Annotated in this window: 18 protein-coding genes; 4 read left to right on the forward strand and 14 right to left on the reverse strand. The window is 67.2% G+C overall.

What is annotated here, in order from left to right; translation table 11 throughout:
- The first annotated feature begins 379 nt into the window (after positions 1-379).
- Positions 380-5,668 (forward strand): autotransporter outer membrane beta-barrel domain-containing protein, encoded by a 5,289-nt coding sequence (locus H0X90_RS19985; protein ID WP_077189468.1) that lies wholly within the window; start codon positions 380-382, stop codon positions 5,666-5,668.
- 85 nt (positions 5,669-5,753) lie between these two features.
- On the opposite strand, the gene H0X90_RS19990 is transcribed toward H0X90_RS19985, so the two are convergent.
- The 6 genes from H0X90_RS19990 to H0X90_RS20015 all read right to left on the reverse strand — a co-directional run bounded on the left by H0X90_RS19990 (position 5,754) and on the right by H0X90_RS20015 (position 11,644).
- Positions 5,754-6,479: an amino acid ABC transporter ATP-binding protein gene (locus H0X90_RS19990; RefSeq protein ID WP_006492344.1), complete on the reverse strand. Its 726-nt coding sequence runs from the start codon at positions 6,477-6,479 to the stop codon at positions 5,754-5,756.
- Positions 6,476-7,153 carry a glutamate/aspartate ABC transporter permease GltK gene (gltK, locus tag H0X90_RS19995; RefSeq protein WP_006483854.1) on the reverse strand — a complete coding sequence of 226 codons (678 nt, stop codon included), beginning with the start codon at positions 7,151-7,153 and terminating at the stop codon, positions 6,476-6,478. The genes H0X90_RS19990 and gltK overlap by 4 nt, the downstream gene beginning before the upstream one ends.
- On the reverse strand, positions 7,153-7,893 hold the full coding sequence (locus H0X90_RS20000; protein WP_006483858.1) for an amino acid ABC transporter permease: 741 nt from the start codon (positions 7,891-7,893) through the stop codon (positions 7,153-7,155). The genes gltK and H0X90_RS20000 overlap by 1 nt, the downstream gene beginning before the upstream one ends.
- Positions 7,894-7,977: 84 nt before the next feature.
- A complete protein-coding gene (locus H0X90_RS20005; RefSeq protein ID WP_006483860.1) occupies positions 7,978-8,871 on the reverse strand; it encodes a glutamate/aspartate ABC transporter substrate-binding protein in 894 nt (297 codons plus the stop codon).
- Positions 8,872-9,118: 247 nt separating this feature from the next.
- A complete protein-coding gene (locus H0X90_RS20010) occupies positions 9,119-10,405 on the reverse strand; it encodes a Glu/Leu/Phe/Val dehydrogenase (RefSeq protein WP_006483853.1) in 1,287 nt (428 codons plus the stop codon).
- A gap of 276 nt (positions 10,406-10,681) precedes the next feature.
- On the reverse strand, positions 10,682-11,644 hold the full coding sequence (locus H0X90_RS20015; RefSeq protein WP_006483851.1) for a LysR substrate-binding domain-containing protein: 963 nt from the start codon (positions 11,642-11,644) through the stop codon (positions 10,682-10,684).
- A gap of 255 nt (positions 11,645-11,899) precedes the next feature.
- Here H0X90_RS20015 and purB point away from each other — a divergent pair, with 255 nt between their 5' ends.
- Positions 11,900-13,288, forward strand: coding sequence for an adenylosuccinate lyase (gene purB / locus H0X90_RS20020; protein ID WP_006483408.1), 1,389 nt, complete (start codon positions 11,900-11,902; stop codon positions 13,286-13,288).
- 66 nt (positions 13,289-13,354) lie between these two features.
- Here the strand turns inward: purB and H0X90_RS20025 are convergent, their stop codons facing one another.
- Positions 13,355-14,776 (reverse strand): FAD-binding oxidoreductase, encoded by a 1,422-nt coding sequence (locus H0X90_RS20025; RefSeq protein ID WP_077189454.1) that lies wholly within the window; start codon positions 14,774-14,776, stop codon positions 13,355-13,357.
- A 277-nt stretch (positions 14,777-15,053) separates the two neighbouring features.
- On the opposite strand from H0X90_RS20025, the gene H0X90_RS20030 reads away from it, so the two are divergent.
- Positions 15,054-15,701, forward strand: a complete 648-nt coding sequence (locus H0X90_RS20030) for a TetR/AcrR family transcriptional regulator (RefSeq protein ID WP_034201027.1) — start codon at positions 15,054-15,056, stop codon at positions 15,699-15,701.
- 71 nt (positions 15,702-15,772) lie between these two features.
- Here H0X90_RS20030 and H0X90_RS20035 read toward each other — a convergent pair whose 3' ends face one another.
- The 4 genes from H0X90_RS20035 to edd form a co-directional block, all read right to left on the reverse strand.
- Positions 15,773-16,276, reverse strand: coding sequence for a gluconokinase (locus H0X90_RS20035; protein ID WP_077189455.1), 504 nt, complete (start codon positions 16,274-16,276; stop codon positions 15,773-15,775).
- A 13-nt stretch (positions 16,277-16,289) separates the two neighbouring features.
- On the reverse strand, positions 16,290-17,651 hold the full coding sequence (locus H0X90_RS20040; protein ID WP_006483417.1) for a GntP family permease: 1,362 nt from the start codon (positions 17,649-17,651) through the stop codon (positions 16,290-16,292).
- A gap of 219 nt (positions 17,652-17,870) precedes the next feature.
- The gene (eda, locus tag H0X90_RS20045) at positions 17,871-18,497 is read right to left on the reverse strand and encodes a bifunctional 4-hydroxy-2-oxoglutarate aldolase/2-dehydro-3-deoxy-phosphogluconate aldolase (protein ID WP_006483410.1); all 627 of its coding nucleotides are present in this window, start codon (positions 18,495-18,497) and stop codon (positions 17,871-17,873) included.
- Between the two features lie 19 nt (positions 18,498-18,516).
- Complete coding sequence (gene edd / locus H0X90_RS20050; RefSeq protein ID WP_006483415.1) at positions 18,517-20,373, reverse strand: phosphogluconate dehydratase; 1,857 nt, start codon at positions 20,371-20,373, stop codon at positions 18,517-18,519.
- A gap of 294 nt (positions 20,374-20,667) precedes the next feature.
- Between edd and H0X90_RS20055 the strand changes: the two genes are divergently transcribed.
- Positions 20,668-21,516 (forward strand): MurR/RpiR family transcriptional regulator, encoded by an 849-nt coding sequence (locus H0X90_RS20055; RefSeq protein WP_006483414.1) that lies wholly within the window; start codon positions 20,668-20,670, stop codon positions 21,514-21,516.
- 108 nt (positions 21,517-21,624) lie between these two features.
- On the opposite strand, the gene H0X90_RS20060 is transcribed toward H0X90_RS20055, so the two are convergent.
- From H0X90_RS20060 to holA, 3 genes are all read right to left on the reverse strand, one after another.
- Positions 21,625-22,047 (reverse strand): CopD family protein, encoded by a 423-nt coding sequence (locus H0X90_RS20060; RefSeq protein ID WP_089434541.1) that lies wholly within the window; start codon positions 22,045-22,047, stop codon positions 21,625-21,627.
- Positions 22,048-22,070: 23 nt separating this feature from the next.
- On the reverse strand, positions 22,071-23,342 hold the full coding sequence (locus tag H0X90_RS20065; RefSeq protein ID WP_006483406.1) for a glutamate-5-semialdehyde dehydrogenase: 1,272 nt from the start codon (positions 23,340-23,342) through the stop codon (positions 22,071-22,073).
- A gap of 223 nt (positions 23,343-23,565) precedes the next feature.
- Positions 23,566-24,660, reverse strand: a complete 1,095-nt coding sequence (gene holA / locus H0X90_RS20070; RefSeq protein ID WP_077189456.1) for a DNA polymerase III subunit delta — start codon at positions 24,658-24,660, stop codon at positions 23,566-23,568.
- Between the last annotated feature and the right edge of the window lie 16 nt (positions 24,661-24,676).

Consider the following 24,676-nt stretch of genomic DNA (forward strand, 5'->3'; position numbering starts at 1 on the left):
AATTAAAACTAAAATCCGGGCCTGCATTTTAACGCGCCACGCCTGCCGGAACCGTGCGCTATCCCACCCACTCCGGCCACCCTCCCGGATTCTCACACCCACCGCCCAAACCCGCCTCCACCATAGCTTTCGGTTCGATTACCCACACAAATCAAAAATACCACGCACTACGGTTCGCATCATTACAGTTTCCAGTTTATCGATAATCGACGCCCATTCGAATCAGTAGACTCCGCCCATCCTCGGTGTAACTAAACACGATTGGCGCGACACGCAGCCATAGCCGCCGCACGCCCCTTCGGATTATTTCCCCACCGCGGAATGCGAATTCGCCGAATGGCGGCGAATGCCACGTCAAAAGAAGAAAGAGGGGTATGTCGTGAATCACTCATTTCGATCGATATGGAGCGAGGCCGCCGGCTGCTGGGTCGCGGTGGCGGAAACGACCCGGGCGCGCGGCAAGCGCTCGGGCAGCGCATCGGGGGCAAGTCGCCGCACCGCGCACGAGGCAACGCGTCACGCCGTGCGCCGGTCGCCACTGCGCGTCGCGGCGCTCGGCGCCGCCCTGGCCGCGCTGTCGGTCGGCACCGTACACGCGTCGACCTGCGGCAACGGCGCCGCAATCGCGAGCGGCGGCACCTGCGTGCTCGACAGTTTCAACCCGACCGTCAACAACGACCTCGTCGGCGCCACGACCGTGTCGGGCGGCGACCGGGTCGGCCTGACGGGCGCCTGGACGGGCGCGACCGGCGACATGGGCTACACGCCGATGCCGCTCGCCAACACGTCCATCATTTCGGGCAACCCGAATCAGCCGTTGGTCACGCTCGGCGGCAAGACGCAAAGCGTCGGCACCCCCGATTCGATCACGGGCGGTCGCACGTCCGTCGCCACCTACGACTCGTCCGCGTTCGTGTCGTCGAACGCCGGCTCGACCGTCGTGCAGGTGTACCACAACGTGAACGGCGACCAGTACGTGAACACGCGGATCGGCACGGTCGCAAGCTCGGGCGGCACGCTCGACGTCTCGATCGGCAACGCGGCGAACGCGCCCGCGGCGACCGGCAACGTAATGACGATCGCGGCCAAGCAGAGCGATCTCACCTACGCGGACGGCACCGGCTCGGTCCCGAGCGTCATCAACTGGAATTCGCGCAACCAGATCTGGTTCATCACCGGCGACTATCTCGCGAGCGGCGGCCCCGTCGGCAGCATCCAGCTCGACGTGCCGACCTACGCCGGCACCTTCACCGCGTTCGACGGCAGCACGTGGACCGTCACCGATGCCGCGTCGCTCGCCGCGTACAACGACTTTCTCGTGCGTTCGGTCCGCAACGGCGCGCTCGGCTCGCAGACCGCCTACGACAACGCATTCGGCCAGGCCGTGACGCTCTCCCCGCAGACCTTCGAGTATGCGAACAACGTGTCGCCCGGCGACAAGAACGCGCTGCCCCGGAACTACCCGTCCGCGATGCACGGCACGGGCGCAAACGCGACGCTGCACATCGGCAAGGACGGCCAGATCGACTTCCGCGGCTCCAACACGATCGACGCGAGCGCGGCGGTCGTCGCGGAGAACGGTGCGCACTTCGTCAACGACGGGCGCCTGTCGGGCGACTTCACGCTGGTGCGCCTGCTGAGCGGCGCGAGCGGCGTCAACAACGGCACGATCTCATCCGGCTACACGGCCGGCGACAACGTCGACACGGGCACCGCCCGGCCCGACAACTTCGGGCTCGGCACGTATGTCGAAGGCAGCGGCGTGTATGCGAACGGCACGGGCACCACGTTCGTCAACAACGGCGTGATGAACGTCGGCGCGTGGGATCTCACCCGCAACCGGCTCGACCTGCAGAACTACGCGGTGGCCGCGACGGACGGCGCGCACGCGTCGAACGCCGGCACGATCAACGTCGGCGTCAACGCGACGACGCTGGACAGCCAGGTGATCGGCGGCCTCGTCGCCGGCGGCAGCTTCACGAACGAAGCCGGCGGCACGATCTATCTCGGCCGCGCCGCGCAGTACGACGTCGCCGCGCCCGAAGCGACGAACGACGTCGCGCTCGCCGCGCACGCGTACGGCATCCTGCTCGGCGCGTCGGGCACCGCGACCAATCTCGGCACGATCGTGATCGGCACGCAGACCCAGAACGGCGCCGCGCTGGCGAGCATCGGCTCGACTTCCGGCACGCTGACCAACGCGGGCGCGATCGTCGTCAACGGCGCCGCGGCCGGCACGCCGCTCGCCAACGTCGGCATGCTGGCGGCCAACACCGCCGCGACCGTGACCAACACGGGCACGATCACGCTGAATGGCGTGAACGGCATCGGCATGATGGTCGTCGGCACCGGCACGAACGCGACGGCCGCGACGTCGACCGGCACGATCAACGTGGCGGGTGGCCTCGATCCGGCGTCGGGCACGCGCAACTATGGCGTCTGGGCCGAGGGGCCGCTCGCGAAGGCCACGCTCGACGGCGCGCTGAACCTGACGGGCGTGGGCGCGATCGGCGTGCATGCGCGTTCGGGCGCGACGATCGACGTCGGCGCGAACGCCGTGCCAGCCTTCATGTCCGGCACCAACCAGATCGGCTTCTACGCCTACGGCGCGGGCTCGAAAATCAACGTCGCCGCGCAGCACCTGAGCGTCGACACCGACGATTCGACGCTGTTCCGCGTCGCGGGTGGCGCGGCCTACACGGGTGCATCGACGGCCGGCGCGCTGACGACCGACGTCAACGGCCAGCGCTCGCGCGGCGTACTCGCGACCGACGCCGGCACCACGCTGTCGACCGGCAACGCGGTCTACGACGTCAACGGCGCGAACGGCATCGCGATCGCGGTCGAAGGCGGCGCGAAGGGCACGATCGACGCCGGCGCGACGATCAACCTGAACGCGGCCGGCGCGACCGCGGGCGTCGTCGACGGGCAGGCGCACGACCTCGCCGGCGCGAATGCCGGCGCGCCGGTCGCGACGACGCTGACCAACCACGCGGCCGTCACGTCGTCGACCGCCGGCGTGACCGGCTTCATCGCGCAGAATCTCGGCACGCTCGAGAACCGCAGCACGGTGCTGCTGACCGGCGCCGGCTCGACGGGCGTCGTGGCCGGCACGCTCGGCACGGTGAACAACGCGTCGACGATCCGCGTGACCAACGGCACCGGCGCGCTCGTGCAGGGTGCGTCGGCCACGCTCGCCAATGCGGGTTCGATCGAAGCCGACGACGGTGTCGCGGGCGTGCGTCTGACGGGGGCCGGCGCATCGGTCGCGTTGTCGGGCGCCGGCACCGTCATCGCGAACGGCAACGCCGACGGCGTGCTGATCGACTCGACCGTCACGGGCGGCGGCATCGCGGCCGGCGCGACGTCGATCGCGGTCGGTGGCTCGGGCAGCGGGGTCCGCAACCTCGGTGCGAATGCAACGATCGCGCTGTCCGGCACGCAGGTCGCCACGACCGGCAACGGCGCCGACGGCCTCACGTCGACCGGCGCCGGCGCGCGCATCGCGACCGATGCGGCCACGGTCGTCCGCACGGCGGGGGCCGATGCGCGCGGCGTGTCCGTGTCGGGCGCCGATTCCGCGCTTACAGCCAATGGAACGATCATCGCGACGACCGGCGCGAACGCGCATGCGATCATCATGGACGGTGGCGCGACAGCCCTGCTGTCGGGCGCGAAAGTCACCGCGTCGGGCAACGCGGCCGACGGCATCGTCGCGCAAAACGGCGGCCGCATCGCCGATACGGGTTCGTCGCTCACCAGCGCGGCCGGCAGCGGCGCCACCGCGAACAGCGGCGGCGTGCTCGCGTTGACCGGCACGGCGCTCACGGGCGCGACGGCCGGCGTGCTGACGTCGGACACGCTCGCGAACGGCGCGACCAGCTCGGTGCTCGTCGACGGCGGCAGCGTGACGTCCGCCACCGGGCCGGCGTTCGCCGCGCGCGGGAGCACGGCCGACATCGCGGTGCGCAACGGCACGGTCGTGACGGCCGGCAACGGTACGCTGCTGAATCTCGCGAACGGCAGCAACGTGACGTTCAGCGCATCGGCGGTCAACCTCGCGGGCGACATCGTGTCGGACGCGTCGAGCACCGGCAACGTGTTCCTCGCGAACGGCACCACGCTGACCGGCAGGATCGACCCGGTCGCACTGAGCGTCGACGGCACGAGCACGTGGCGCATGACGGGCAGCTCGGTCGTGAGCCGCCTGAACAACGCGGGCCTCGTCGCGTTCGCCGCGCCGACCGGCTCGCCGACGCTGACGGGCAGCTACAAGACGCTGACGACCGGCGGCTACGTCGGCAACGGCGGCACGATCGCGCTGAACACGTATCTCGGCGCCGACGCATCGCCGACCGACCGGCTGATCGTGAACGGCGGCGCGGCGACCGGCACGACCGGCCTGAAGATCGCCAACACGGCCGGCGCCGGCGCGCAGACGACCGGCGACGGGATTGCCGTGGTCGTCACGGCCAACGGCGGCACGACCACCGCGTCGGCGTTCCATCTCGCCGGCCCGGTACAGGCCGGCGCGTACGAATACCGGCTCTATCGCGGCGGGCAAGGCGATGCGAGCGGCTGGTACCTGCGTTCGCAGCTCGACCCGACCGACCCGGTCGACCCGATCCACCCGTCCGGCGGCGGCGACGGCGGCAGCAACGGGAATGGAAACGGCAACGGCAACGGCGGCGCGCTCGCGTATCGTCCGGGCGTCTCCGGCTACGCGATGACGCCGCTGCTGAACGCAGACTACGGCTTCTCGACGCTCGGCAGGCTGCACGAGCGCGTCGGCGACCTCTACAACGTCGAGAAGCAACAGCCCGGCAATCGCGACGGCGTGTGGGGGCGCATCGGCGGCCAGAGTCTCGATGCGAACGCGGGTCGCTTCTCGGCCGACGAACGCACGTTCTTCGCGCAGTTCGGCAAGGACTGGACCCTCGACCAGGCACCGGGCGGCGCCGGCAGCACGCATGCGGGCGTGACGGCCAGCATCGGCGTGTCGAATGCGAGCTTCAGCGACATGGCGCGCGCCGGCTCGCCGAACCTGTCGACGTCGACGGGCTCGGTCGAGATGCATGCACAGAGCGTCGGCGGCTACTGGACCCGCTACCTGTCCGACGGCACCTACTTCGACAGCGTCGGGCAGGTCACGCACTACGGCAACCGCTATCGCGACAGCTACGGCAACGAAGCGTCGCAGAACGGCTTCGGCGTCGCGCTGTCGCAGGAAGTCGGCAAGCCGTTCGCGATCGGCACGTTCCCCGTCGCGATCGAGCCGCAGGCGCAGCTGATGTATCAATACCTGAAGCTGAACGGGTTCAACGACAACGTGTCGGCCGTATCGGGCACGACGACGAATGCGCTGCGCGGCCGCGTCGGCGTGCGCATCTTCCGGCCGAACCTCCAGTCGGACGCGGGCGGCGGCGCCGCGACGCCGTACTTCACGGCCGACGTGCTGCACGACTTCCTGTCGCCGGGGCAGACCGTGGTCGGCGGCACGCCGTTCGCCACGCATCTCGGGCGCACCTGGTACGAGCTCGGCGTCGGCGTGACCGCCGGCTTCGGCAAGTCGGGCGAGTTGTACGCGAATGCGAAGATCGCGCGCAACATCGGCGGTGACTACCGGCGCGGGATCGTCGGGCAGGTCGGCTACCGGTACAGCTGGTAACGCCCGGCGGCGGACGAAAAAAAACCGCCCGGCTGCCTGCCGGGCGGTTTTCGCATGGTCGTGCGCCAAAACGCGCGAACGCTCATCAGTGCAGGATCTTCGCGAGGAAGTCCTTCGCGCGTTCCGATTTCGGATTCGAGAAGAAATCGTCCTTGCGGTCGTCCTCGACGATCGCGCCCTTGTCCATGAAGATCACGCGATGCGCGACCTTCTTCGCGAAGCCCATCTCGTGCGTGACGACCATCATCGTCATCCCTTCCTGCGCGAGTTCGACCATCACGTCGAGCACTTCGTTGATCATCTCGGGATCGAGCGCGGACGTCGGCTCGTCGAACAGCATCGCGATCGGGTCCATCGACAGCGCGCGCGCGATCGCGACACGCTGCTGCTGGCCGCCCGACAACTGGCCCGGATACTTGTGCGCATGCGCCTTCAGGCCGACGCGATCGAGCAGCTTCATGCCCTTCTCCGCCGCTTCGTCCTTGCCGCGGCCGAGCACCTTGATCTGCGCGAGCGTCAGGTTCTCGGTGATCGACAGGTGCGGGAACAGCTCGAAATGCTGGAACACCATCCCGACCTTCGAGCGCAGCTTCGACAGGTTCGTCTTCTTGTCGCCGACCGACTGGCCGTTCACGAGGATCTCGCCCTGCTGGAACGGCTCCAGGCCGTTCACGGTCTTGATCAGCGTCGACTTGCCCGAGCCCGACGGCCCGCACACGACGACCACCTCGCCTTTCTTGACCTCGGTCGTGCATTCGGTGAGGACCTGAAACTGGCCGTACCACTTCGAAACGTTCTTGATGGAAATCATCTTGTGACCTTTTTCTGGAGACCCTTGACGAGAGCAGACGCCAACGAGCAAATCACGAAATAGCATGCGCCGGCGAACAGGACCATCTCGACGGTCGTGCCGTCGCGATCGCCGATGTTGGCGGCCGTGCGGAAGAAGTCCGCGAGACTGATCACGTACACGAGCGACGTATCCTGGAACAGGACGATCGCCTGCGTGAGCAGCAGCGGCACCATCGCGCGGAACGCCTGCGGCAGGATCACGAGGCGCATCGCCTGCGCGTAGTTCATGCCGAGCGCGAACGCGGCATTCACCTGCCCGCGCGGCACCGCCTGGATGCCGGCGCGGATGATCTCGGAATAATACGCGGCTTCGAACAACGAGAACGCGACCATCGCCGAGGCAAGGCGGATGTCGATCGTCGGCGACAGCCCGAGCACGCCCTGCAGCACCTGCGGCACGATCAGGAAGAACCACAGCAGCACCATCACGAGCGGGATCGAGCGGAACACCGTCACGTACGCCTTCGCGAACCATGCGAGCGGCTTGACGCCGGACAGCCGCAGCAGCGCCAGCAGCGTGCCCCAGACGATCCCGACCACGATCGCGATCAGCGTGATCTTGAACGTGACGACCGCCCCCGACCACAGCGTCGGCAGCGCGCCGGGAATACTACTCCAGTCGAACTGATGCATCACTTGCCTCCGATATAGCCGGGCAGCCGCGTACGGCCTTCGATCCAGCGCATGAACGCCATCACGACGAGGTTGATCAGCACGTAGGCGAGCGTGACCGCGATGAACGACTCGTAGGTCTGCGCGGTGTAGTCGACGAGCTGGCGCGCCTGCGCGGACAGGTCGAGCAGACCGATCGTCGACGCGACGGCGGAGTTCTTGAAGATGTTCAGGAATTCCGACGTGAGCGGCGGCACGATGATCCGGTATGCCACGGGCAGCAGCACGTAGCGGTACGTCTGCCATTGCGTGAAACCCATCGCGAGGCCGGCCGCGCGCTGGCCCTTCGGCAGCGCGTTGATCCCCGAACGCACCTGTTCGCACACGCGCGCGCCCGTGAACAGGCCGAGACAGACGATCGACGCGGTAAAGAACTGCGTGGTCGGCGGCAACTGCTTGATCCAGGTGCCGATCGACGCAGGCAGCAACTCGGGTATCACGAGATACCAGACGAAGAACTGCACGATCAGCGGAATGTTCCGGAAGATCGACACGTACACGGTACCGATCGCGGACAGCCATTTGTTCGGCACGGTGCGCAGCACGCCGAACAGCGACCCGACGATCAGCGCGATGACCCAGGCGACGAGCGACACTTCGATCGTCACCCAGAAGCCGGACATCAGCCATCCGAAATAAGTCGTCGGCTCGCCGGTCGACACGGGGCTCAGAAAGATGCCCCAGTTCCAGTGGTAAGACATGGGCAAGACTCCAGCAAAAAGAAACGGAAGAAGCGTGGCCTCTTCCGTTTCAGTAGCGTCATTTCTGCATCAACGGCCGTGTGGTCAGTCGAGCGCCTTGTCGTTCGGGTTCGCGTACAGCTTCTTCATCGAATCGGACAGCGGGAAGTTCAGGTTCAGCCCCTTCGGCGGGATCGGGTTCTCGAACCACTTCGCGTAGATCTTCGCGGCTTCGCCCGACTTCTCGACTTGCGAGATCGCGTCGTCGACGACCTTCTTGAAGTCGGCGTCGCCCTTGCGCATCATGCAGCCGTAAGCCTCTTCCGATTGCGGCGTGCCGACGATCACCCATTCGCCCGGCTGCTTCGCCTTCGCGCGCTCGCCCGCGAGCAACGCGTCATCCATCATGAATGCGACCGCGCGGCCCGATTCCAGCGTGTTGAACGAATCGCCGTGATCCTTCGCGCTGATGATGTTCATGCCGAGCTGCTTGTCGTTGTTCATCTTGCGCAGCAGGCGCTCCGACGTCGTGCCGGCCGTCGTCACGACCGTCTTGCCCTTCAGGTCGGCGAAATCCTTGACGCCCGAATCCTTCTTCGTCATCAGGCGCGTGCCGATCACGAAGATCGTGTCGGAGAACGCAGCCTGCTGCTGGCGCTCGAGGTTGTTGGTCGTCGAGCCGCACTCGATGTCGACCGTGCCGTTCTGCACCAGCGGAATACGGTTCTGCGACGTGACGGGGATGTTCTTCACCTGCAGGTTCGGCAGGTTCAGCTTCTTCTTCACCGCGTCGACCACCTTCAGCTGGAACTCGCGCGAATAGCCGACCACCTGCTGGTTCTGGTCGTAATAGGAGAACGGAATCGACGATTCGCGGTGGCCCAGCGCGATCACGCCCGTGTCCTTGATCTTCTTCAGCGTGCCCGTCTCCTGAGCATGCGCGCCGCTTGCGAACGCGCAAAGCGCCGCGACCGTCAGGACTGCCTTGTGGAATTTCATTTTGGTCATCTCCTTGGCTAAAACCCGCGCCAGTGTATCAAAGTAATATTTTTGAAAGTACTGGTTGTTTACCGCACTACGAATCGCCCTGTGCGAAGCCTTCCTCCAGGCTTCGGGCGCTCCGAATGCGCGCGCGGGCGATGCCGGATCCGGCACCGCCCGCGAGGGTTCATATCCGCAATCGGGTGGATTGCGTCATGAATCGATCATAGTCGACGATCAGGGACGCCCGGTTAGGGACGCCCGATCAGGGGTAGAGGCCGCGCATTTCGCGCGCCATCAGGATGCGCTTGCACGCGACGATGAACGCCGCCGTACGCACCGTCACCTTGTGCTCTTCCGCGACCGCCCACACGCCGGCGAACGCTTCGCGCATCACGCGCTCGAGACGATGGTTGATCTCGTCTTCCGTCCAGAAGAAGCTCGAGAAATCCTGCACCCACTCGAAGTACGACACGGTCACGCCGCCCGCGTTCGCGATCACGTCGGGAATCACCAGCACGCCGTTCGCGCTCAGGATGTCGTCCGCCGCCGTCGTCGTCGGGCCGTTCGCGCCTTCGACGATGATCTTCGTGCGGATCTTCGCCGCGTTCTTCTCGGTGATCTGGTTTTCCAGTGCCGCCGGGATCAGGATGTCGGTCTCGACCGTCCAGAACTCGTCGTTCGGCATCGGCTCGGCGCCTTCGAAGCCCGCGACGCCGCCCGTGCGTGCGACGTGGTCGAGCAGCTTGTTCGAATCGAGGCCGGCCGGCTGGTAGATCGTGCCCGTGTGATCCTGCACCGCGATCACCTTCGCACCCGCTTCCTGGAACAGCTTCGCCGCGATGCCGCCGACGTTGCCGAAGCCCTGCACCGCGATGCGCGCGCCTTCGATCTCGAGGCCCTTCTTCTTCGCCGCTTCCGAACCGACGACGAACACGCCCCGGCCCGTTGCTTCCTTGCGGCCGAGCGAACCGCCGAGCGAGATCGGCTTGCCGGTCACGACGCCGGTCGACGTCTGGCCCTGGTTCATCGAATACGTGTCCATCATCCACGCCATCACCTGTTCGTTGGTGTTGACGTCCGGTGCCGGAATGTCGGTGTTCGGCCCGATGATGATGCCGATTTCGCTGGTGTAGCGGCGCGTCACGCGCTCGAGCTCACCACGCGACAGCTTGCGCGGGTCGACGCGGATGCCGCCCTTCGCACCGCCGTACGGCACGTTCACGGCCGCGTTCTTCACCGACATCCATGCCGACAGCGCCATCACTTCCGACAGCGTCACGTCCTGGTGGTAGCGCACGCCGCCCTTGCCCGGGCCGCGCGACACGTTGTGCTGCACGCGATAGCCTTCGAAGTGCGCGACGGTGCCGTTGTCGAGCTCGATCGGGCAGTCGACGATCAGGATGCGCTTCGGGCGCTTCAGCGTTTCGAGCCAGCGCGACAGCGAACCGAGGTACGGCGCGACGCGATCGACCTGCTGAAGGTAGTTGCCCCACGGGCCGAGATCGTCGGCGTGCAGGTAGGACGGGATGGACTGCTGTTGCGAAGACATGGATGCTCCAACGTTCAACGGATTGCGCACATTGTCGAAAAACCCGTTTTTTTTATCCAATGCCGTTTGTTTATTCGATTATGCGTTTCTTGCATGATCGCGATTTTTCGCAAATCCGCGGTCGATTTGCGCAAGAACGGCCGCGATCGGCCGTGCATCGCGTTCGCGAAAAATCGGATGGCGTGGATGCATGCCGCCCGCCGGACCGCCGTCCGACAGGCGCCGCAAGGCCGCCGTTGGCCGGCCGGGCCCGGTTGGCGGATTAACCGCCGGCGGTTAATCCGCCGTGTCGCCGGCTGTGTCGCGCAGTTCGTCACGCACGACGTCCCACAGTGCGCGCACCAGTTTCTGCCGCGGCTCGTCGCCCTGCAGCGCGAGCTTGTCGCAGTACAGCCGGATCTCCATCGTCAGCGTGAACGGATGCGCGCCGCGCGCCGACCGGTCGAGCCGGATCAGCCGGCCGCCCGCGACCGCATCGTCGACCGCGCTGTGCGGCAGGAACGCGACGCCGTGCCCCGCGAGCGCCATCGCCTTCAGCCCTTCGGCCATGTCGGTTTCGTACACGCGATCGAGGAACAGCCGGGTCGGCGCATTCGCGATGATGACTTCGGTCATCCGGCCGAGATACGCGTTCGGCGTATACGACAGGTACGGCACGCGCGCGTCGGCCGCGCCCGGCAGCGTATGGCGCGGCCGGCCCGCGCGGCCGGGCGCCGAGAACGGGCTGATCGGCTCGCTGCCGAGGATCAGCATGTCGTAGCGCGCCGGGTCGAGCGCGACCGGGTGGCTCGGGTGGTGGTAGCCCATCACGAGATCGCAGCCGCCCTCGACGAGCGACAGCACCGCGTCGTGCACGTTCAGCGCGCGCAGCCGCGTGTGGACCTGGCCCATCTTCGCCTCGATCCGCTGCAGCCAGCGCGGGAAATACGTGAGCGACAGCGTGTGCGGCACCGCGAATTCGATCGTCGGCACCGGCGCGCCGACGTGGCCACGCAGCAGCGTGCGCGCCTCGTGCGCCTGCGACAGCATCGTCAGCGCCTGCTCGTAGAAGATCTGTCCGGCCTGCGTGAGCCGCGTCGGATAGACCGACCGATCGATCAGCTCGGTCGCGAGCCACGCCTCGAGCGCCTGGATACGCCGCGAAAACGCCGGCTGCGACACGTGCCGCAGCTCGGCGGACCGGCTAAAGCTGCGCGTTTCCGCGAGGGAGACGAAGTCTTCGAGCCATTTCAGTTCCATGCAGGCGGGCGGCGGTCGGGAAGAAGCCTGCATTCTACCGGCGGGCGGACCCGGCCGGCGGTGTCGAGCGCGGCCCGGCGAGCCGGCGCGGGCGCCCGCCGGCCGGCCATTGGCGCGTCGCTGCGGCGCCGCCCGGGCGTCGCGCGCCCGCGGCCACCGCGGCCGGACCGGTTCGGCCGGGATCGGCCCGCGCCAATGGTAAAATGCCGGATTCTCCTTCCCCTCGCTCGACCCGGCCCCAAGGCCCGCCCGATCATGTCCGACACTCGTCCCGATACGCTTTTCGCCCTCACCGCGCTCTCGCCCATCGACGGCCGCTACGCCAGCAAGACCGAAGCGCTGCGCGACTGGCTCTCCGAAGCCGCTTTCATGCGCCACCGCGTCACCGTCGAGGTGCACTGGCTGATCGCGCTGTCGCGCGCCGGCTTCGCGGAAGTCCCGCGCTTCTCCGATGCGTCGGAACAGTTCCTGCTGCAGCTCGCCGAGCGCTTCACCGCGCACGACGCCGCGCGCATCAAGGAAATCGAGCGCGTGACGAACCACGACGTGAAAGCCGTCGAATACTGGCTGAAGGAATCGGTGAAGGGCCAGGCCGAACTCGAGAAGGCGAGCGAATTCATCCACTTCGCGTGCACGTCCGAGGACATCAACAACACGTCGCACGGGATGATGCTCGCCGGCGCGCGCGAACACGTGATCCTGCCGGCGCTGCGCACGGTCTACCAGCGCCTCGTCGCGCTCGCGCACGCCCACGCCGAACAGCCGATGCTGTCGCGCACGCACGGCCAGCCGGCCAGCCCGACGACGCTCGGCAAGGAACTCGCGAACGTCGCGGCCCGCCTCGCCCGCGCGATCACGCGCATCGAGAAGGTCGAGATCCTCGGCAAGATGAACGGCGCGGTCGGCAACTTCAACGCGCACCTGTCCGCGTATCCGGAATTCGACTGGGAAGCGTTCTCGCGCGACGTGATCGAAAACCGCCTGAAGCTCACGTTCAACCCGTACACGATCCAGATCGAGCCGCACGACTACATGGCCGAACTGTTCGACGCGGTCGCCCGCGCGAACACGATCCTGCTCGACCTCGACCGCGACGTGTGGGGCTACATCTCGGTCGGCTACTTCAAGCAGAAGACGAAAGCCGGCGAAATCGGCTCGTCGACGATGCCGCACAAGGTCAACCCGATCGACTTCGAGAACTCGGAAGGCAACCTCGGCCTCGCGAACGCGACGCTGCGCCACCTCGCCGACAAGCTGCCGGTGTCGCGCTGGCAGCGCGACCTGACCGACTCGACGGTGCTGCGCAACATGGGCGTCGCGCTCGGCTACTCGCTGCTCGCGTACGACTCGCTGATCCGCGGCCTCGACAAGCTCGAAGTGAACCCGCAGCGCCTGAACGAAGATCTCGACAACTGCTGGGAAGTGCTCGCCGAGCCGGTGCAGACGGTGATGCGCCGCTACGGCATCGAGAACCCGTACGAGCAGCTGAAGGAACTGACGCGCGGCAAGGGCATCACGCGCGAGGCGCTGCAGGAATTCGTCGGCACGCTGGCGATCCCGCAGGATGCGAAGGAGCGCCTGCTCGCGATGACGCCGGCGTCGTACATCGGCAAGGCCGTCGAACTCGCGAAGCGAATCGCGTAAGCACCGCCGCCTGACGAAAAAAGCCCGATGCGAGCAATCGCATCGGGCTTTTTGCTTGTCGGACGATCAGAACGAAATCATCCGCCCCGGGTTGAGCGCGCTCATCACGCTCATCGCCGCCTTCGCGGCCGGAATCGCGATCGGCGACAACTGCCGGCCAAGCGGAATCGCGCGATGGTCGATGCCCGTGAGCATCGAGAAATCGTCGTTGCGACCGACGAAATCGTCGCAGATCGCCTTGCCGATCCGCACCGTCTGCGCGACGCCGTGCCCGCTCCAGCCCTGCACCATGTACATCGGCACGCGGCCGTCGGTCTTGCGGCTGTCGGTGGCGCCGTTCAGCGTGAAGTCGCTGACGCCGCTCCAGCAGTAGTCGAGCGCGAAGCGGCCGTCGTGCTGCGGAAACACCGTGTTCAGCCGCGTCAGCAGATACGCGTTGACGTCGGGCTGCGCCCAGCAGGTGCCGGTGCCCTGCCCGCCGAACAGCAGCCGGTTGCCGCGTACCGGCCGGTAGTAGTCGATCTGGAACTGCGTGTCGTACACCGGCATCCCGGCCGGCATCAGCGTCGCGACGTCGACGTCGAGCGGCGCCGTCACGCTCACGTACGTGAAGAACGGCACGGTGGTCGCCGCGCCGTCGTCCAGCAGCCGGAACGTCGTGTTGTGCAGCGCGAGCACGACGCCGCGGCGCGCGGTGATCGTGCCGCCCGGCGTCGTCGCGACGACGCCCGCGGGCGTCTCGTCGAGCTCGAGCACTTCGGTGCCCTCGTACAGCGCGCCGCCGTTCAGCCGGAAGCCGTGCACGAGGCCGCGCACCAGCGCGAGCGGATGGATCTGCCCGCCGATCGCGTCGATCGCCGCGCCGTGGTACAGCCCCGAGCGCACGTATTCGTCGTGCAGCTGATGGCGGCCGACGAGCGTCACGCCCGCATCGCCGAGATGACGGCGCGCATCCGCGCCGTCGAGCAGCGCGCTCATGTGGCCGGGGTGAACCGCCGCCGTCACGTGGCCGCGCTTGCGGTCGAGATCGAGCGCGTAACGCGCGCCGATCTCGTCGATCAGGTCCATCGACTCGACCGACGCGAAGCGCCAAAGCCGCTTCGCATCGTCGTGCGACAGGTTCTCGATCATGTCGGCGGCTTCCCAGCGCGCGAGGCCGGGCGTCAGCTGGCCGCCGTTGCGGCCCGACGCGGCCGAACCGACGTGATGCTTGTCGACGAGGATCGTGTCGACGCCCGCTTGCGCGAGATGCAGCGCGGCCGACGCGCCGAGCAAGCCCGCGCCGATCACGAGCACGTCGCACACGATGTCATGCGCGAGCGGCGCGCTGTTTTCATGGCGCGACAGCGACGCTTCGTACCAGTTCGCCGGATGCTCGCCGTCGTAGCGGGCCGGATCGCACCAGTTCCAGTTGTCTTTTTCGATGTTCAGTTGCGTTTGCTCGAAACGCGCTTCGCCCTGGATCAAGGGCTTGTTGTTGGACGTCATGATTGCACTTGCATGGTCTTGGGCCGCCTGTCGAAGAGCCTGCTGGCTTCGCGGGTGGGGGCAGCCGGTTCCACATGGGTGTCAACGAGAAAGGGGGCGCGATGGCCCGTGTTGACGGCGGGCACGCTCGTGCCGCCTGGATCCCGGACTGTGCGAAAGCACGTATTGAAAGGTGCCGGGACACCCAATTTCTACACCGCAGAAATAATTCTACAGTGTAGAATAAGCTTTCGTCAAGTTTACAACTGGCGCCGTGCCGGCCTGCCAGCCCGTCTCGATGAAAGACAAACCTGCCCAGGGGCCGCGCGGCCTCGACAAGGACGCGATCGTCACGGCCGCGCTCGCGCTGCTCGAAGACGTCGGCGAAGCCGCGTTCAGCGTGCGCAAGCTCGCGCAGTCGGTCGGCTGCGACCCGATGAGCGTGCTGTATCACTTCAAGTCGAAGGAAGGCCTGAGCCGCGCGATCGCGAATGCGCTGTCGCGCTCGCTCGTGCCGGTCGATCCTTCCCTGCCGTGGCGCGAACGGCTGCGCGACCTCGCGCGTCAGTACCGCGCACTCGCGTTGCGCTACCCGGCCGCGTTCGCGCTGCTGCAGCGGCACATGAGTACGGGGCCGGCCGATCTCGCGCACATCGAGGCCGTGCATCGCGCGCTGACCGACGCCGGCATCCCGCGTGCGGCGCTGCCGGCGGTATGCGTCGGCTGGTACGCGAGCGTGATCGGCCTCGCCGCCGCCGAAACGGGCGGCCTCACGCGTGCCGCGAACGACGTCGAACTCGCGGAAATGCACGCGCTGTCCGACGCCGGGCATCCGCTCGTCAAGTCGGCCGCCCCGCTCTATGCGCAACTCGATCCGGCCGTCGTGCACGACACGATGCTCGACGTGCTGCTCGACGGGATCGCGCAACGCGCGCGCACGGCCTGACCGGCCCACGCATCGCAAACGAAAAAGGCGCCCGAAGGCGCCTTTTCCATGACGATGGCCGCGGACCGCGCTCAGTGCTGCTGCGCGAGGCCGATCTTCAGCATGACCTGATCGACGATCTGCTCGGGCGTCAGCTCGATGCTGACCTCGATCGCCTCGTCCGGGCCCGGCTCCTCGAGCGTGTCCAGCTGGCTCTTCAGCAGCGACGGATCGAAGAAATGGCCGGTGCGGCTCTTCAGGCGCTCCTGCAACACTTCGAACGAACCCTTCAGATACACGAACCGCACGTCGGTGTCGGCGCCGCGCAGCACCTCGCGGTACGACCGCTTCAGCGACGAGCACGTGAACACGGCCGTCTCGCCCGCGTGCTGCTTTTCCTCGATGGCCGCGCGAATCGTGCGCAGCCACGGCCAGCGGTCTTCATCGGTCAGCGGAATACCGTGGTGCATCTTTTCCTTGTTCGCCGCGCTGTGAAACGCGTCGCCATCGGTATAGCTGCACGACAGGCGTTCCGCCAGCATTTCGCCGATCAGCGACTTGCCGGCGCCCGACACGCCCATTGCGATCAGAATCATTGACTACCCCTTGTTACAGAACCATGCTCAGCAGCAACGTGAAACTGAGACCGAGCACCGAGATGATGGTTTCAAGCAGCGACCAGGTCTTGAACGTCTGACCCACCGTCATCCCGAAGTATTCCTTGATCAGCCAGAACCCGCCGTCGTTCACGTGCGAGAAGATCAGCGAGCCCGAGCCCGTCGCGAGCACCAGCAGCTCCGGGCTGACCGACGCGCCCGACGCCGCCGCGATCGGCGCGACGATACCGCAGGCCGTCGTCATCGCGACCGTCGCCGAACCCGTCGCGAGACGCATCAGCGCCGCGACGAACCAGCCGAGCAGCAGCGGCGACAGGTGCGCATGCTTCGCGGTCTCGACGATCTGCTGCGAGATCCCGCTGTCGCGCAGGACACCGCCGAAGCCGCCGCCCGCGCCGACGATCAGCGTGATCCCGGCGATCGGCGCCAGGCACTCGCCGCAGAACTTCTGGATCTGGTCGCGGTTGAAGCCCTGCAGCTTGCCGAACGTGAAGAAGCTCACGAGCACGGCGATCAGCAGCGCGACGTCCGAGTTGCCGGCAAAGCGCAGCAGGTTGTTCGGCAGCGACTTCGGTGCGAACACCAGGTCGGCCCAGCTGCCGACGAGCATCAGCACGACGGGCAGCAGGATCGTGAACAGCGTGATGCCGAAGCTCGGCAGTTCGCGCTTGCGGCCATCCGCGTTCGAATCGACGAATTGCGACGCGAGCGGGTTGTTTTCCGGCAGCTTCACGAACTTCGAGATCGTCAGCGCGAACAGCGGGCCCGCGATGATCGCGGTCGGCACGCCGACGACGAGACCGAAGGCGATCGTCTTGCCGATGTCGGCGCCGTATTGCTGGACGGCCAGCAGCGCGGCCGGGTGCGGCGGGATCAGCCCGTGCACGACCGACAGGCCGGCCACCATCGGCAGGCCGACGACGAGCAGCGACTTGCCGGTGCGCTTCGCGACGTTGAACGCGATCGGGATCAGCAGCACGAAGCCGACTTCGAAGAACACCGGCAGGCCGACGATGATCGCGACGAACATCATCGCCCAGTGGATGTTCTTTTCACCGAACCAGTCGATCAGCGTGGTCGCGATCCGTTCGGCGCCGCCCGATTCGGCCATCATCTTGCCGAGCATCGTGCCGAGGCCGACGACGATCGCAATGTGGCCGAGCGTGCCGCCGGTGCCCGTTTCGAACGACTTGACGATCTTGTCCATCGGCATGCCGACGACGAGACCGAGGCCGAGCGAGACGATGATCAGCACCAGGAACGGGTAGATCTTGTAGCGCGCGATCATCAGGATCAGCGCGGCAATCGCGATCAGCGTGAATACGAGCAGCATGCTGCCTTGGACGGCCCCCATGTGGCACTCCTCCTAGAATTGTTCGAACCGGGCGAGTCGTTGCGAGTATGCCCGGCTATGCAGGTCTCCGAAACACGGGGGGTACCCACCCCGTCAGGACGCTGAATTTTACTTATCTTTGCGATCCGCGGATAGAACCGGTTCCATCAGCAAAAACCCTCGGTAAAACAAGCACTAACGCTCGCTTTCCGAGGGCTGATTCTTCATTTCATACAAGTATTAACGGGGCAGCTGGCTCGCCGCTTGCGCGAGGCGCGTGACTTCGGCCCAGTCCTGCGCGGCGAGCGCGGCCTTCGGCGTGAGCCACGAGCCGCCGACGCACACGACGTTCGGCAGTTTCAGGAAGTTCGGGGCGGTATCGACCGTGATGCCGCCCGTCGGGCAGAACTTCAGCGCCGGGAACGGACCGTGGAACGCCTGCAGCATCGGCACGCCGCCCGCCTGCTGCGCGGGGAAGAACTTCACGATGTCGTAGCCGAATTCGAGCGCCTGGATGATGTCGCTCGGCGTCATCACGCCCGGCAGCAGCGGCAGGCCCGCGTCGAGCGACGCGAGGTGCAGTTCCTTCGTCAGGCCCGGCGACACGCCGAACGTGGCGCCCGCGCGCTTCGCCTGCGCGCAGTGCTCGGGCTTCGTGATCGTGCCGACGCCGACGACGATGTCGTCCGCGAGCTGGCTCGCGCGCTGGATCGCCTCCAGGCCGGCCGGCGTGCGCAGCGTGATCTCGAGCACCTTCACGCCGCCCGCGTGCAATGCACGCGACACGTTTTCGCCCTGCTCGACCGAGTCGAATGCGAGCACCGGAATGACCGGGCCCAGCTTCACGATTTCAGCAATCGTCTTCATTGAATTGGCTCCTTGAAATTCATGCGGCGACGCTGACGGCGGTTTCGCCGACCAGCGTCCCGAAAACCGATGCGCCCTGCTCGGCCGGCGCTGCGGCCGCGCGGAACACGCCGAACAGTTCGCGCCCGAAACCGACTTCGTTCTCGGCCTGGTGGCGCGGCTGCGCGACCGGGCGCGCGTGCCACTCGGCGTCGTCGACCTCGATGTCGAGCACGCCGGCTTCCGCGTCGATCACGAGCACGTCGCCCGTCTTGACCTTGCCGATCGGGCCGGCCAGCAACGCTTCCGGCGACACGTGGATCACGGCCGGCACCTTGCCCGACGCGCCCGACATGCGGCCGTCGGTGACCAGCGCGACGTGGAAGCCCTGATCCTGCAGCACGCCGAGCAGCGGCGTCAAACGGTGCAGCTCGGGCATGCCGTTGGCGCGCGCGCCCTGGAAGCGCACCACCGCGACGAAATCGCGCTTCAGCTCGCCGCGATCGAACGCTTCCTGCACGGCTTCCTGCGAGTCGAACACGATCGCGGGCGCCGTCACCTTGCGGTGCTCGGGCGCGACCGCCGAGATCTTGATCACGCCGCGGCCGAGCCGGCCCTGCATCAGGCGCAGGCCGCCGTCCGGCTGGAACGGCTCGCGAATGCCGCGCAGCACCTTCGTGTCGTGGCTCTCGGCCGCGCCGTCGACCCACGTCAGCTTGCCGTCGATCAGCTTCGGCTCCTTCGTATAGTGTGCAAGCCCCTTGCCTGCGACCGTCGTCACGTCCTCGTGCAGCAGCCCGCCTTCGAGCAGGTTGCGTACCAGGAACGCGACACCGCCCGCCGCGTGGAAATGGTTCACGTCGGCCTTGCCGTTCGGATAGATCTTCGCGAGCAGCGGCACGACGGCCGACAGCTCGTCGAAGTCGTTCCAGTCGATCAGGATGCCGGCCGCGCGCGCGATCGCGACCAAGTGCAGCGTGTGGTTGGTCGAGCCGCCCGTCGCGAGCAGCGCAACGATCCCGTTGACGATCGCCTTTTCGTCGATCACATGGCCGATCGGCGTGTAGTGGCCGCGCTCGACGGTCAGGTCGAGCACGCGGCGCGCGGCCTCGGCCGTCAGCGCGGTGCGCAGCGGCGTGTGCGGGTGAACGAAAGCGGAGCCCGGCAGGTGCAGCCCCATCAGCTCCATCAGCATCTGGTTGCTGTTCGCGGTGCCGTAGAACGTGCAGGTGCCGTGGCCGTGATACGCGGCCGATTCGGCTTCGAGCAGCGCGTCGCGGCCGACCTGGCCGGTCGCGAACTGCTGGCGGATCTTCGCCTTGTCGTCGTTCGACAGGCCGCTCGTCATCGGGCCGGCCGGCACGAAGATCGTCGGCAGGTGGCCGAACTGCAGCGCGCCGATCAGGAGGCCCGGCACGATCTTGTCGCAGATGCCGAGGCAGAGCGCCGCGTCGAACATGTTGTGCGTGAGCGCGATCGCCGTGCCCATCGCGATCGCTTCGCGCGAAAACAGCGACAGCTCCATCCCCGGGTTGCCCTGCGTGACGCCGTCGCACATCGCCGGCACGCCGCCCGCGAACTGCGCGACCCCGCCGTTCTCGCGCGCGGCGGCCTTGATGATGTCGGGGAAGTCCTTGTACGGCGCATGCGCGGACAGCATCTCGTTGTACGAGGACACGATGCCGATGTTCGGCTCGCGGATCGCCTTGATCGCGAACTTGTCGTTACCCTCGAGGCCCGCGAAGCCGTGCGCGAGATTCGCGCACGACAGCGCGCCGCGTGCCGGGAACTTGCCTTGCGCGCCGTCGATGCGCTGCAGATAGGCGGAACGGGTCGATTGGCTGCGGGCGATCACGCGTTCGGTGACCTTCGCCAGAGTGGGGTGCAGCGACGTCATGCTGGGCGCTCCTGTATGCCGGCCGACACCGGCGGTTGGAATCGTGGGGACGGTCGAGCTTCGTCGATCGAACGAAGGCAGTCTAGTAGAAAAACTACAAGCACGCAATGTGGTTTCGCGCCCTCGCAACCGTTATTCCCGCCACCCGCAAGGCTTTAATCAGTGAAAACCCTAATCCACCTTACTCGACCCACGCCGAAACTTCTGCAATATCGCTAGTATTTTTATGTAGATTTTCTACAATTCGATTGCGATACACTCCCGCATCCGAACCCGATTTCCACGTGCCGTCCCATGCTGCCCCGCATTGAAGCGATCCGCCCCGAGCTGCGCCCGTCCGAGCGCAAGCTCGCCGACTACATCCTCGCCGCGCCGCGCGAGGTGCTCGACCTCGCGATGACCGAGTTGTCGACCCGCGCCGGCGTCAGCCAGCCGACGATCGCGCGCTTCTGCCAGGCGCTCGGCTGCAGCGGCTTTCGCGAATTCAAGATCCGGCTCGCGCAGAGCGTCGCGCCGGGCGTGTCGTCGGTGTACCGCGACGTCGAGCCCGACGAACCCGCGCCGGGCATCATCGGCAAGGTGTTCGACCGCACGATCGGCGCGCTGATCGAGGTGCGCAACAGCCTGTCGGCGGGCAGCGTCGCCGACGCGATCGCGCTGCTGTCGAACGCGTCGCGGATCGAGTTCTATGGCGCCGGCGGCTCGGGCATCGCCGCGCAGGACATCCAGCACAAGTTCTTCCGGCTCGGCGTGCCGAGCGTCGCGTATTCGGATCCGCACACGTTCTCGATGTCGTCGGCGCTGCTCGGGCCGCACGACGTCGTCGTCGCGATCTCGAACACCGGCCGCACGCGCGACATCGTCGACGCCGCGCGCTCCGCGCTCGCGTGCGGCGCGAAAGTCGTCGCGATCACGCAAAGCCATTCGCCGCTCGCGAAGCTCGCGACGGTCAGCCTCGCGTCGAACGTCGCCGAGGAAACCGACGTGTTCTCGCCGATGACGTCGCGGATGTCGCATCTCGCGATCGGCGACATCCTCGCGGTCGGCGTCGCGCTGTCGCGCGGGCCGGCGCTGATGGAACGGGTCGGCCGCGCGAAGGAAGCGATCACGCGGCGCCGGATCGACGACCCGACGAAGGAGTAGCGGTCGCGACGACGCCGCGCGTAAACGAACAACGGCGCCCCGAGGGGCGCCGTTGCGCACGATTCGGCGGTGACGTACCGCCGGCCGCGCCGCCGCCGGCCGCGCCGCTCAGAACGGCTTGATCACCACCAGCGCGACCGCCGCGAGCATGCCGAGCACCGGCAGCTCGTTGAACACGCGATACCACTTGTCGGTGCGGCGGTTCTCGCCGCGCTCGAACACCCGCAGCAGGTGCCCGCAATACGCGTGGTAGACGATCAGCAGCAGCACCACGGTCACCTTCGCGTGGATCCAGCCCTGCCCCTGGCCGATGCCGATCACGAGCCACAGCCACAGCCCGCACGCGAGCGCCGGCACCGCGATCATCGTCATGAAACGGAACAGCTTGCGCGCCATCAGCAGCAGGCGCCGCACCGCGGCCGGATCGGTCTCCATGGCCAGGTTCACGTAGATGCGCGGCAGGTAGAACAGCCCCGCGAACCACGCGGCGATCAGAACGACATGGAACGTCTTGACCCAGAGCATTGCCATCGGTTGTGCGCCTCGCTGTTGACTTACTGACGGCCTTCGCCGTGCCCGAGCACCACGTACTTCAGCGACGTGAGCCCTTCCAGGCCGACCGGGCCGCGCGCGTGCAGCTTGTCGTTCGAGATGCCGATTTCCGCGCCGAGGCCGAATTCGAAACCGTCCGCGAAGCGCGTCGACGCGTTGACCATCACGCTCGCAGAATCGACTTCGCGCAGAAAACGCATCGCACGGTCGTGATCCTCGGTGACGATCGCGTCCGTGTGATGCGAGCCGTAATGGTTGATGTGCTCGATCGCGGCGTCGAGGCCGTCGACGACCTTGATCGCGAGCACCGGCGCCAGATACTCGGTGTGCCAGTCTGCTTCCGTCGCGTCGACGAGCGGGCCGACGCCCGCGTCGGCGAGCACCGCGCGCGCGGTCGCATCGACGCGCAGTTCGACCTGCTTGTCGCGATACAGCTTGCCGAGCGGCGGCAGCAGCTTCGCGGCGATGCCGCTCGACACGAGCAGCGTCTCCATCGTGTTGCAGGTGCCGTAGCGGTGCGTCTTCGCGTTGTCGCAGACGGTCAGCGCCTTGTCGAGATCGGCGCGATCGTCGACGTACACGTGGCAGATGCCATCGAGGTGCTTGATCATCGGCACGCGCGCCTCGTTGATCAGCCGTTCGATCAGGCTCTTGCCGCCGCGCGGCACGATCACGTCGACGTATTCGGTCATCGTGATCAGCTTGCCGACCGCCGCGCGATCGGCCGTCGCGACGACCTGCACCGCGTCCTGCGGGAGGCCTGCCGCCTCGAGCCCTTCGCCGATCAGCTTCGCGAGCGCCGCATTCGATTCGAGCGCTTCGGAGCCGCCGCGCAGGATCGTCGCATTGCCGGACTTCAGGCACAGCGCGGCCGCGTCGATCGTCACGTTCGGGCGCGACTCGTAGATGATGCCGATCACGCCGAGCGGCACGCGCATCTGGCCGACCTGGATCCCGCTCGGGCGGAACTTGAGGTTGCCGATCTCACCGATCGGATCGGCGAGCGACGCAACCTGGCGCAGCCCTTCGACCATCGTCTTCAGCGCCTTGTCCGACAGCGTCAGGCGGTCGACGAACGCCGCATCGAGCCCCTTTTCACGGGCACGGGCGACGTCGCGTGCGTTCGCCTCCTTCAGCGCCTGCGCGTCGCGCTCGATCGCGCGGGCCACGGCGTCGAGGGCCGCGTTCTTCGCGGCCGTGCTGGCGCGCGCCATCGCGCGGGAAGCGTGCCGGGCGCGGCGGCCCAGGTCGGTCATGTACTGATCGATATCCATCGTGTGACTCGAGAAGCGAGCCGCGCGGAGCGGCATGAATTCGTGGGGAAGCGGGGGACGGCCACCCGGGGACGGCCACCCGGGGACGGCCACCCGGGACTGCCGTCCGGGAGTGACGATTCGCGGGACAACCGTCCGTGCAGGGCAGCGGCCGATATGCCGCGCCAGCTATCGAAGCATTGTAAGCGGGTTGCGCAGCGCGCGCTGAAGGCCCGAACGGGACTTAGCGTCGCACGCGACCCGCGGTCGGCGGTCGCTCGCCGCGGGCGCCCGCGACCGTCATCGCGAGCTGGAACAGCCCGTCCCACGGATCGGGCGGCGGTTCGTCCTGCGTGCGGCGGCCCGGCGTGACGGCCGTCAGCCCCTTGACCTGCCGGTCGAGCTTCGCGGCGAACGCGAGCGCCTTTTCGAGCACCGCCTCCGACACGCGGTTCAGCGCGGGCGCGATCAGCCGCTCGCGCGGCCCCCACACACGGTTCTCGCGCAGCAGCGTCGCGAGCGGCTTGCCGGCCGTCGTGCCGCGCTTGATCCGCAGCAGCGTGCGCAACTCCTCGACGACGGCCCACATCACGAGCACGATCGCCTCGCCCTCGCCTTTCAGCCCGTCGATCATCCGCGCGAGCCGCGCGGCGTCGCCGGCGAGCATCGCTTCGTTCAGCTTGAACACGTCGTAGCGCGCGACGTTCAGCACCGCGTCGTGCACCTGCTCGAACGACAGCGCGCCCTGCGGATACAGCAGCCCGAGCTTCTGGATTTCCTGGTGCGCGGCGAGCAGGTTGCCCTCGACGCGCTCCGTGATGAACTGCAGCGCGCGCCGCCCGTCCTCGCCGGGCGCGGCGCGCTGGCCCTGCATCGCGAGTCGCTGGCCGATCCAGTTCGGCAGTTGCGCACGGTCGACCGGATCGATCTTCAGCGCGACGCCGCCGTTCTGCAGCGCGGTAAACCATGCGGATTTCTGCGTGGCCGCGTCGAGGCGCGGCAACGTGACGAGCATCAGCGCGTCGGGGTTGGGCGTGGCCGCGAGCGTCTTCAGCGCGTCGGCGCCTTCCTTGCCGGGCTTGCCCGACGGAATGCGCAGTTCGATCAGCTGGCGCTCGCCGAACAGCGACATCGCCTGGGTCGCGCCGAGCAGCACGCTCCAGTCGAAGCCGCGCTCGACCGTATGCACCGACCGCTCGGTGAAGCCGGCCGCGCGTGCGGCCGCACGAATGCGGTCGCACGCTTCCTGCGCGAGCAGCGGCTCGTCGCCGTAGACGGTATAAAGCCCGGCCAACCCCTTCGCGAGGTGCGGCTCCAGCGCATCAAGTCGCAATTGCATCGCTGCGTGCGCCCGC

This window comes from Burkholderia sp. 9775_39, assembly GCF_015712225.1.
GTDB lineage: Bacteria > Pseudomonadota > Gammaproteobacteria > Burkholderiales > Burkholderiaceae > Burkholderia > Burkholderia cenocepacia.

Bases quoted from the DNA above. Each gene is read 5' to 3' on its own strand.
- H0X90_RS19990 (WP_006492344.1), bottom strand. From the start codon at position 6,479: ATGATTTCCATCAAGAACGTTTCGAAGTGGTACGGCCAGTTTCAGGTC.
- H0X90_RS20060 (WP_089434541.1), bottom strand. From the start codon at position 22,047: ATGGCAATGCTCTGGGTCAAGACGTTCCATGTCGTTCTGATCGCCGCG.
- H0X90_RS20035 (WP_077189455.1), bottom strand. From the start codon at position 16,276: ATGATTCTGATCGCAATGGGCGTGTCGGGCGCCGGCAAGTCGCTGATC.
- holA (WP_077189456.1), bottom strand. From the start codon at position 24,660: ATGCAATTGCGACTTGATGCGCTGGAGCCGCACCTCGCGAAGGGGTTG.
- gltK (WP_006483854.1), bottom strand. From the start codon at position 7,153: ATGCATCAGTTCGACTGGAGTAGTATTCCCGGCGCGCTGCCGACGCTG.
- edd (WP_006483415.1), bottom strand. From the start codon at position 20,373: ATGACGTCGCTGCACCCCACTCTGGCGAAGGTCACCGAACGCGTGATC.
- H0X90_RS20040 (WP_006483417.1), bottom strand. From the start codon at position 17,651: ATGGGGGCCGTCCAAGGCAGCATGCTGCTCGTATTCACGCTGATCGCG.
- H0X90_RS20025 (WP_077189454.1), bottom strand. From the start codon at position 14,776: ATGACGTCCAACAACAAGCCCTTGATCCAGGGCGAAGCGCGTTTCGAG.
- H0X90_RS20030 (WP_034201027.1), top strand. From the start codon at position 15,054: ATGAAAGACAAACCTGCCCAGGGGCCGCGCGGCCTCGACAAGGACGCG.
- H0X90_RS20015 (WP_006483851.1), bottom strand. From the start codon at position 11,644: ATGGAACTGAAATGGCTCGAAGACTTCGTCTCCCTCGCGGAAACGCGC.
- H0X90_RS20005 (WP_006483860.1), bottom strand. From the start codon at position 8,871: ATGAAATTCCACAAGGCAGTCCTGACGGTCGCGGCGCTTTGCGCGTTC.
- eda (WP_006483410.1), bottom strand. From the start codon at position 18,497: ATGAAGACGATTGCTGAAATCGTGAAGCTGGGCCCGGTCATTCCGGTG.
- H0X90_RS20000 (WP_006483858.1), bottom strand. From the start codon at position 7,893: ATGTCTTACCACTGGAACTGGGGCATCTTTCTGAGCCCCGTGTCGACC.
- H0X90_RS20010 (WP_006483853.1), bottom strand. From the start codon at position 10,405: ATGTCTTCGCAACAGCAGTCCATCCCGTCCTACCTGCACGCCGACGAT.
- purB (WP_006483408.1), top strand. From the start codon at position 11,900: ATGTCCGACACTCGTCCCGATACGCTTTTCGCCCTCACCGCGCTCTCG.
- H0X90_RS20055 (WP_006483414.1), top strand. From the start codon at position 20,668: ATGCTGCCCCGCATTGAAGCGATCCGCCCCGAGCTGCGCCCGTCCGAG.
- H0X90_RS20065 (WP_006483406.1), bottom strand. From the start codon at position 23,342: ATGGATATCGATCAGTACATGACCGACCTGGGCCGCCGCGCCCGGCAC.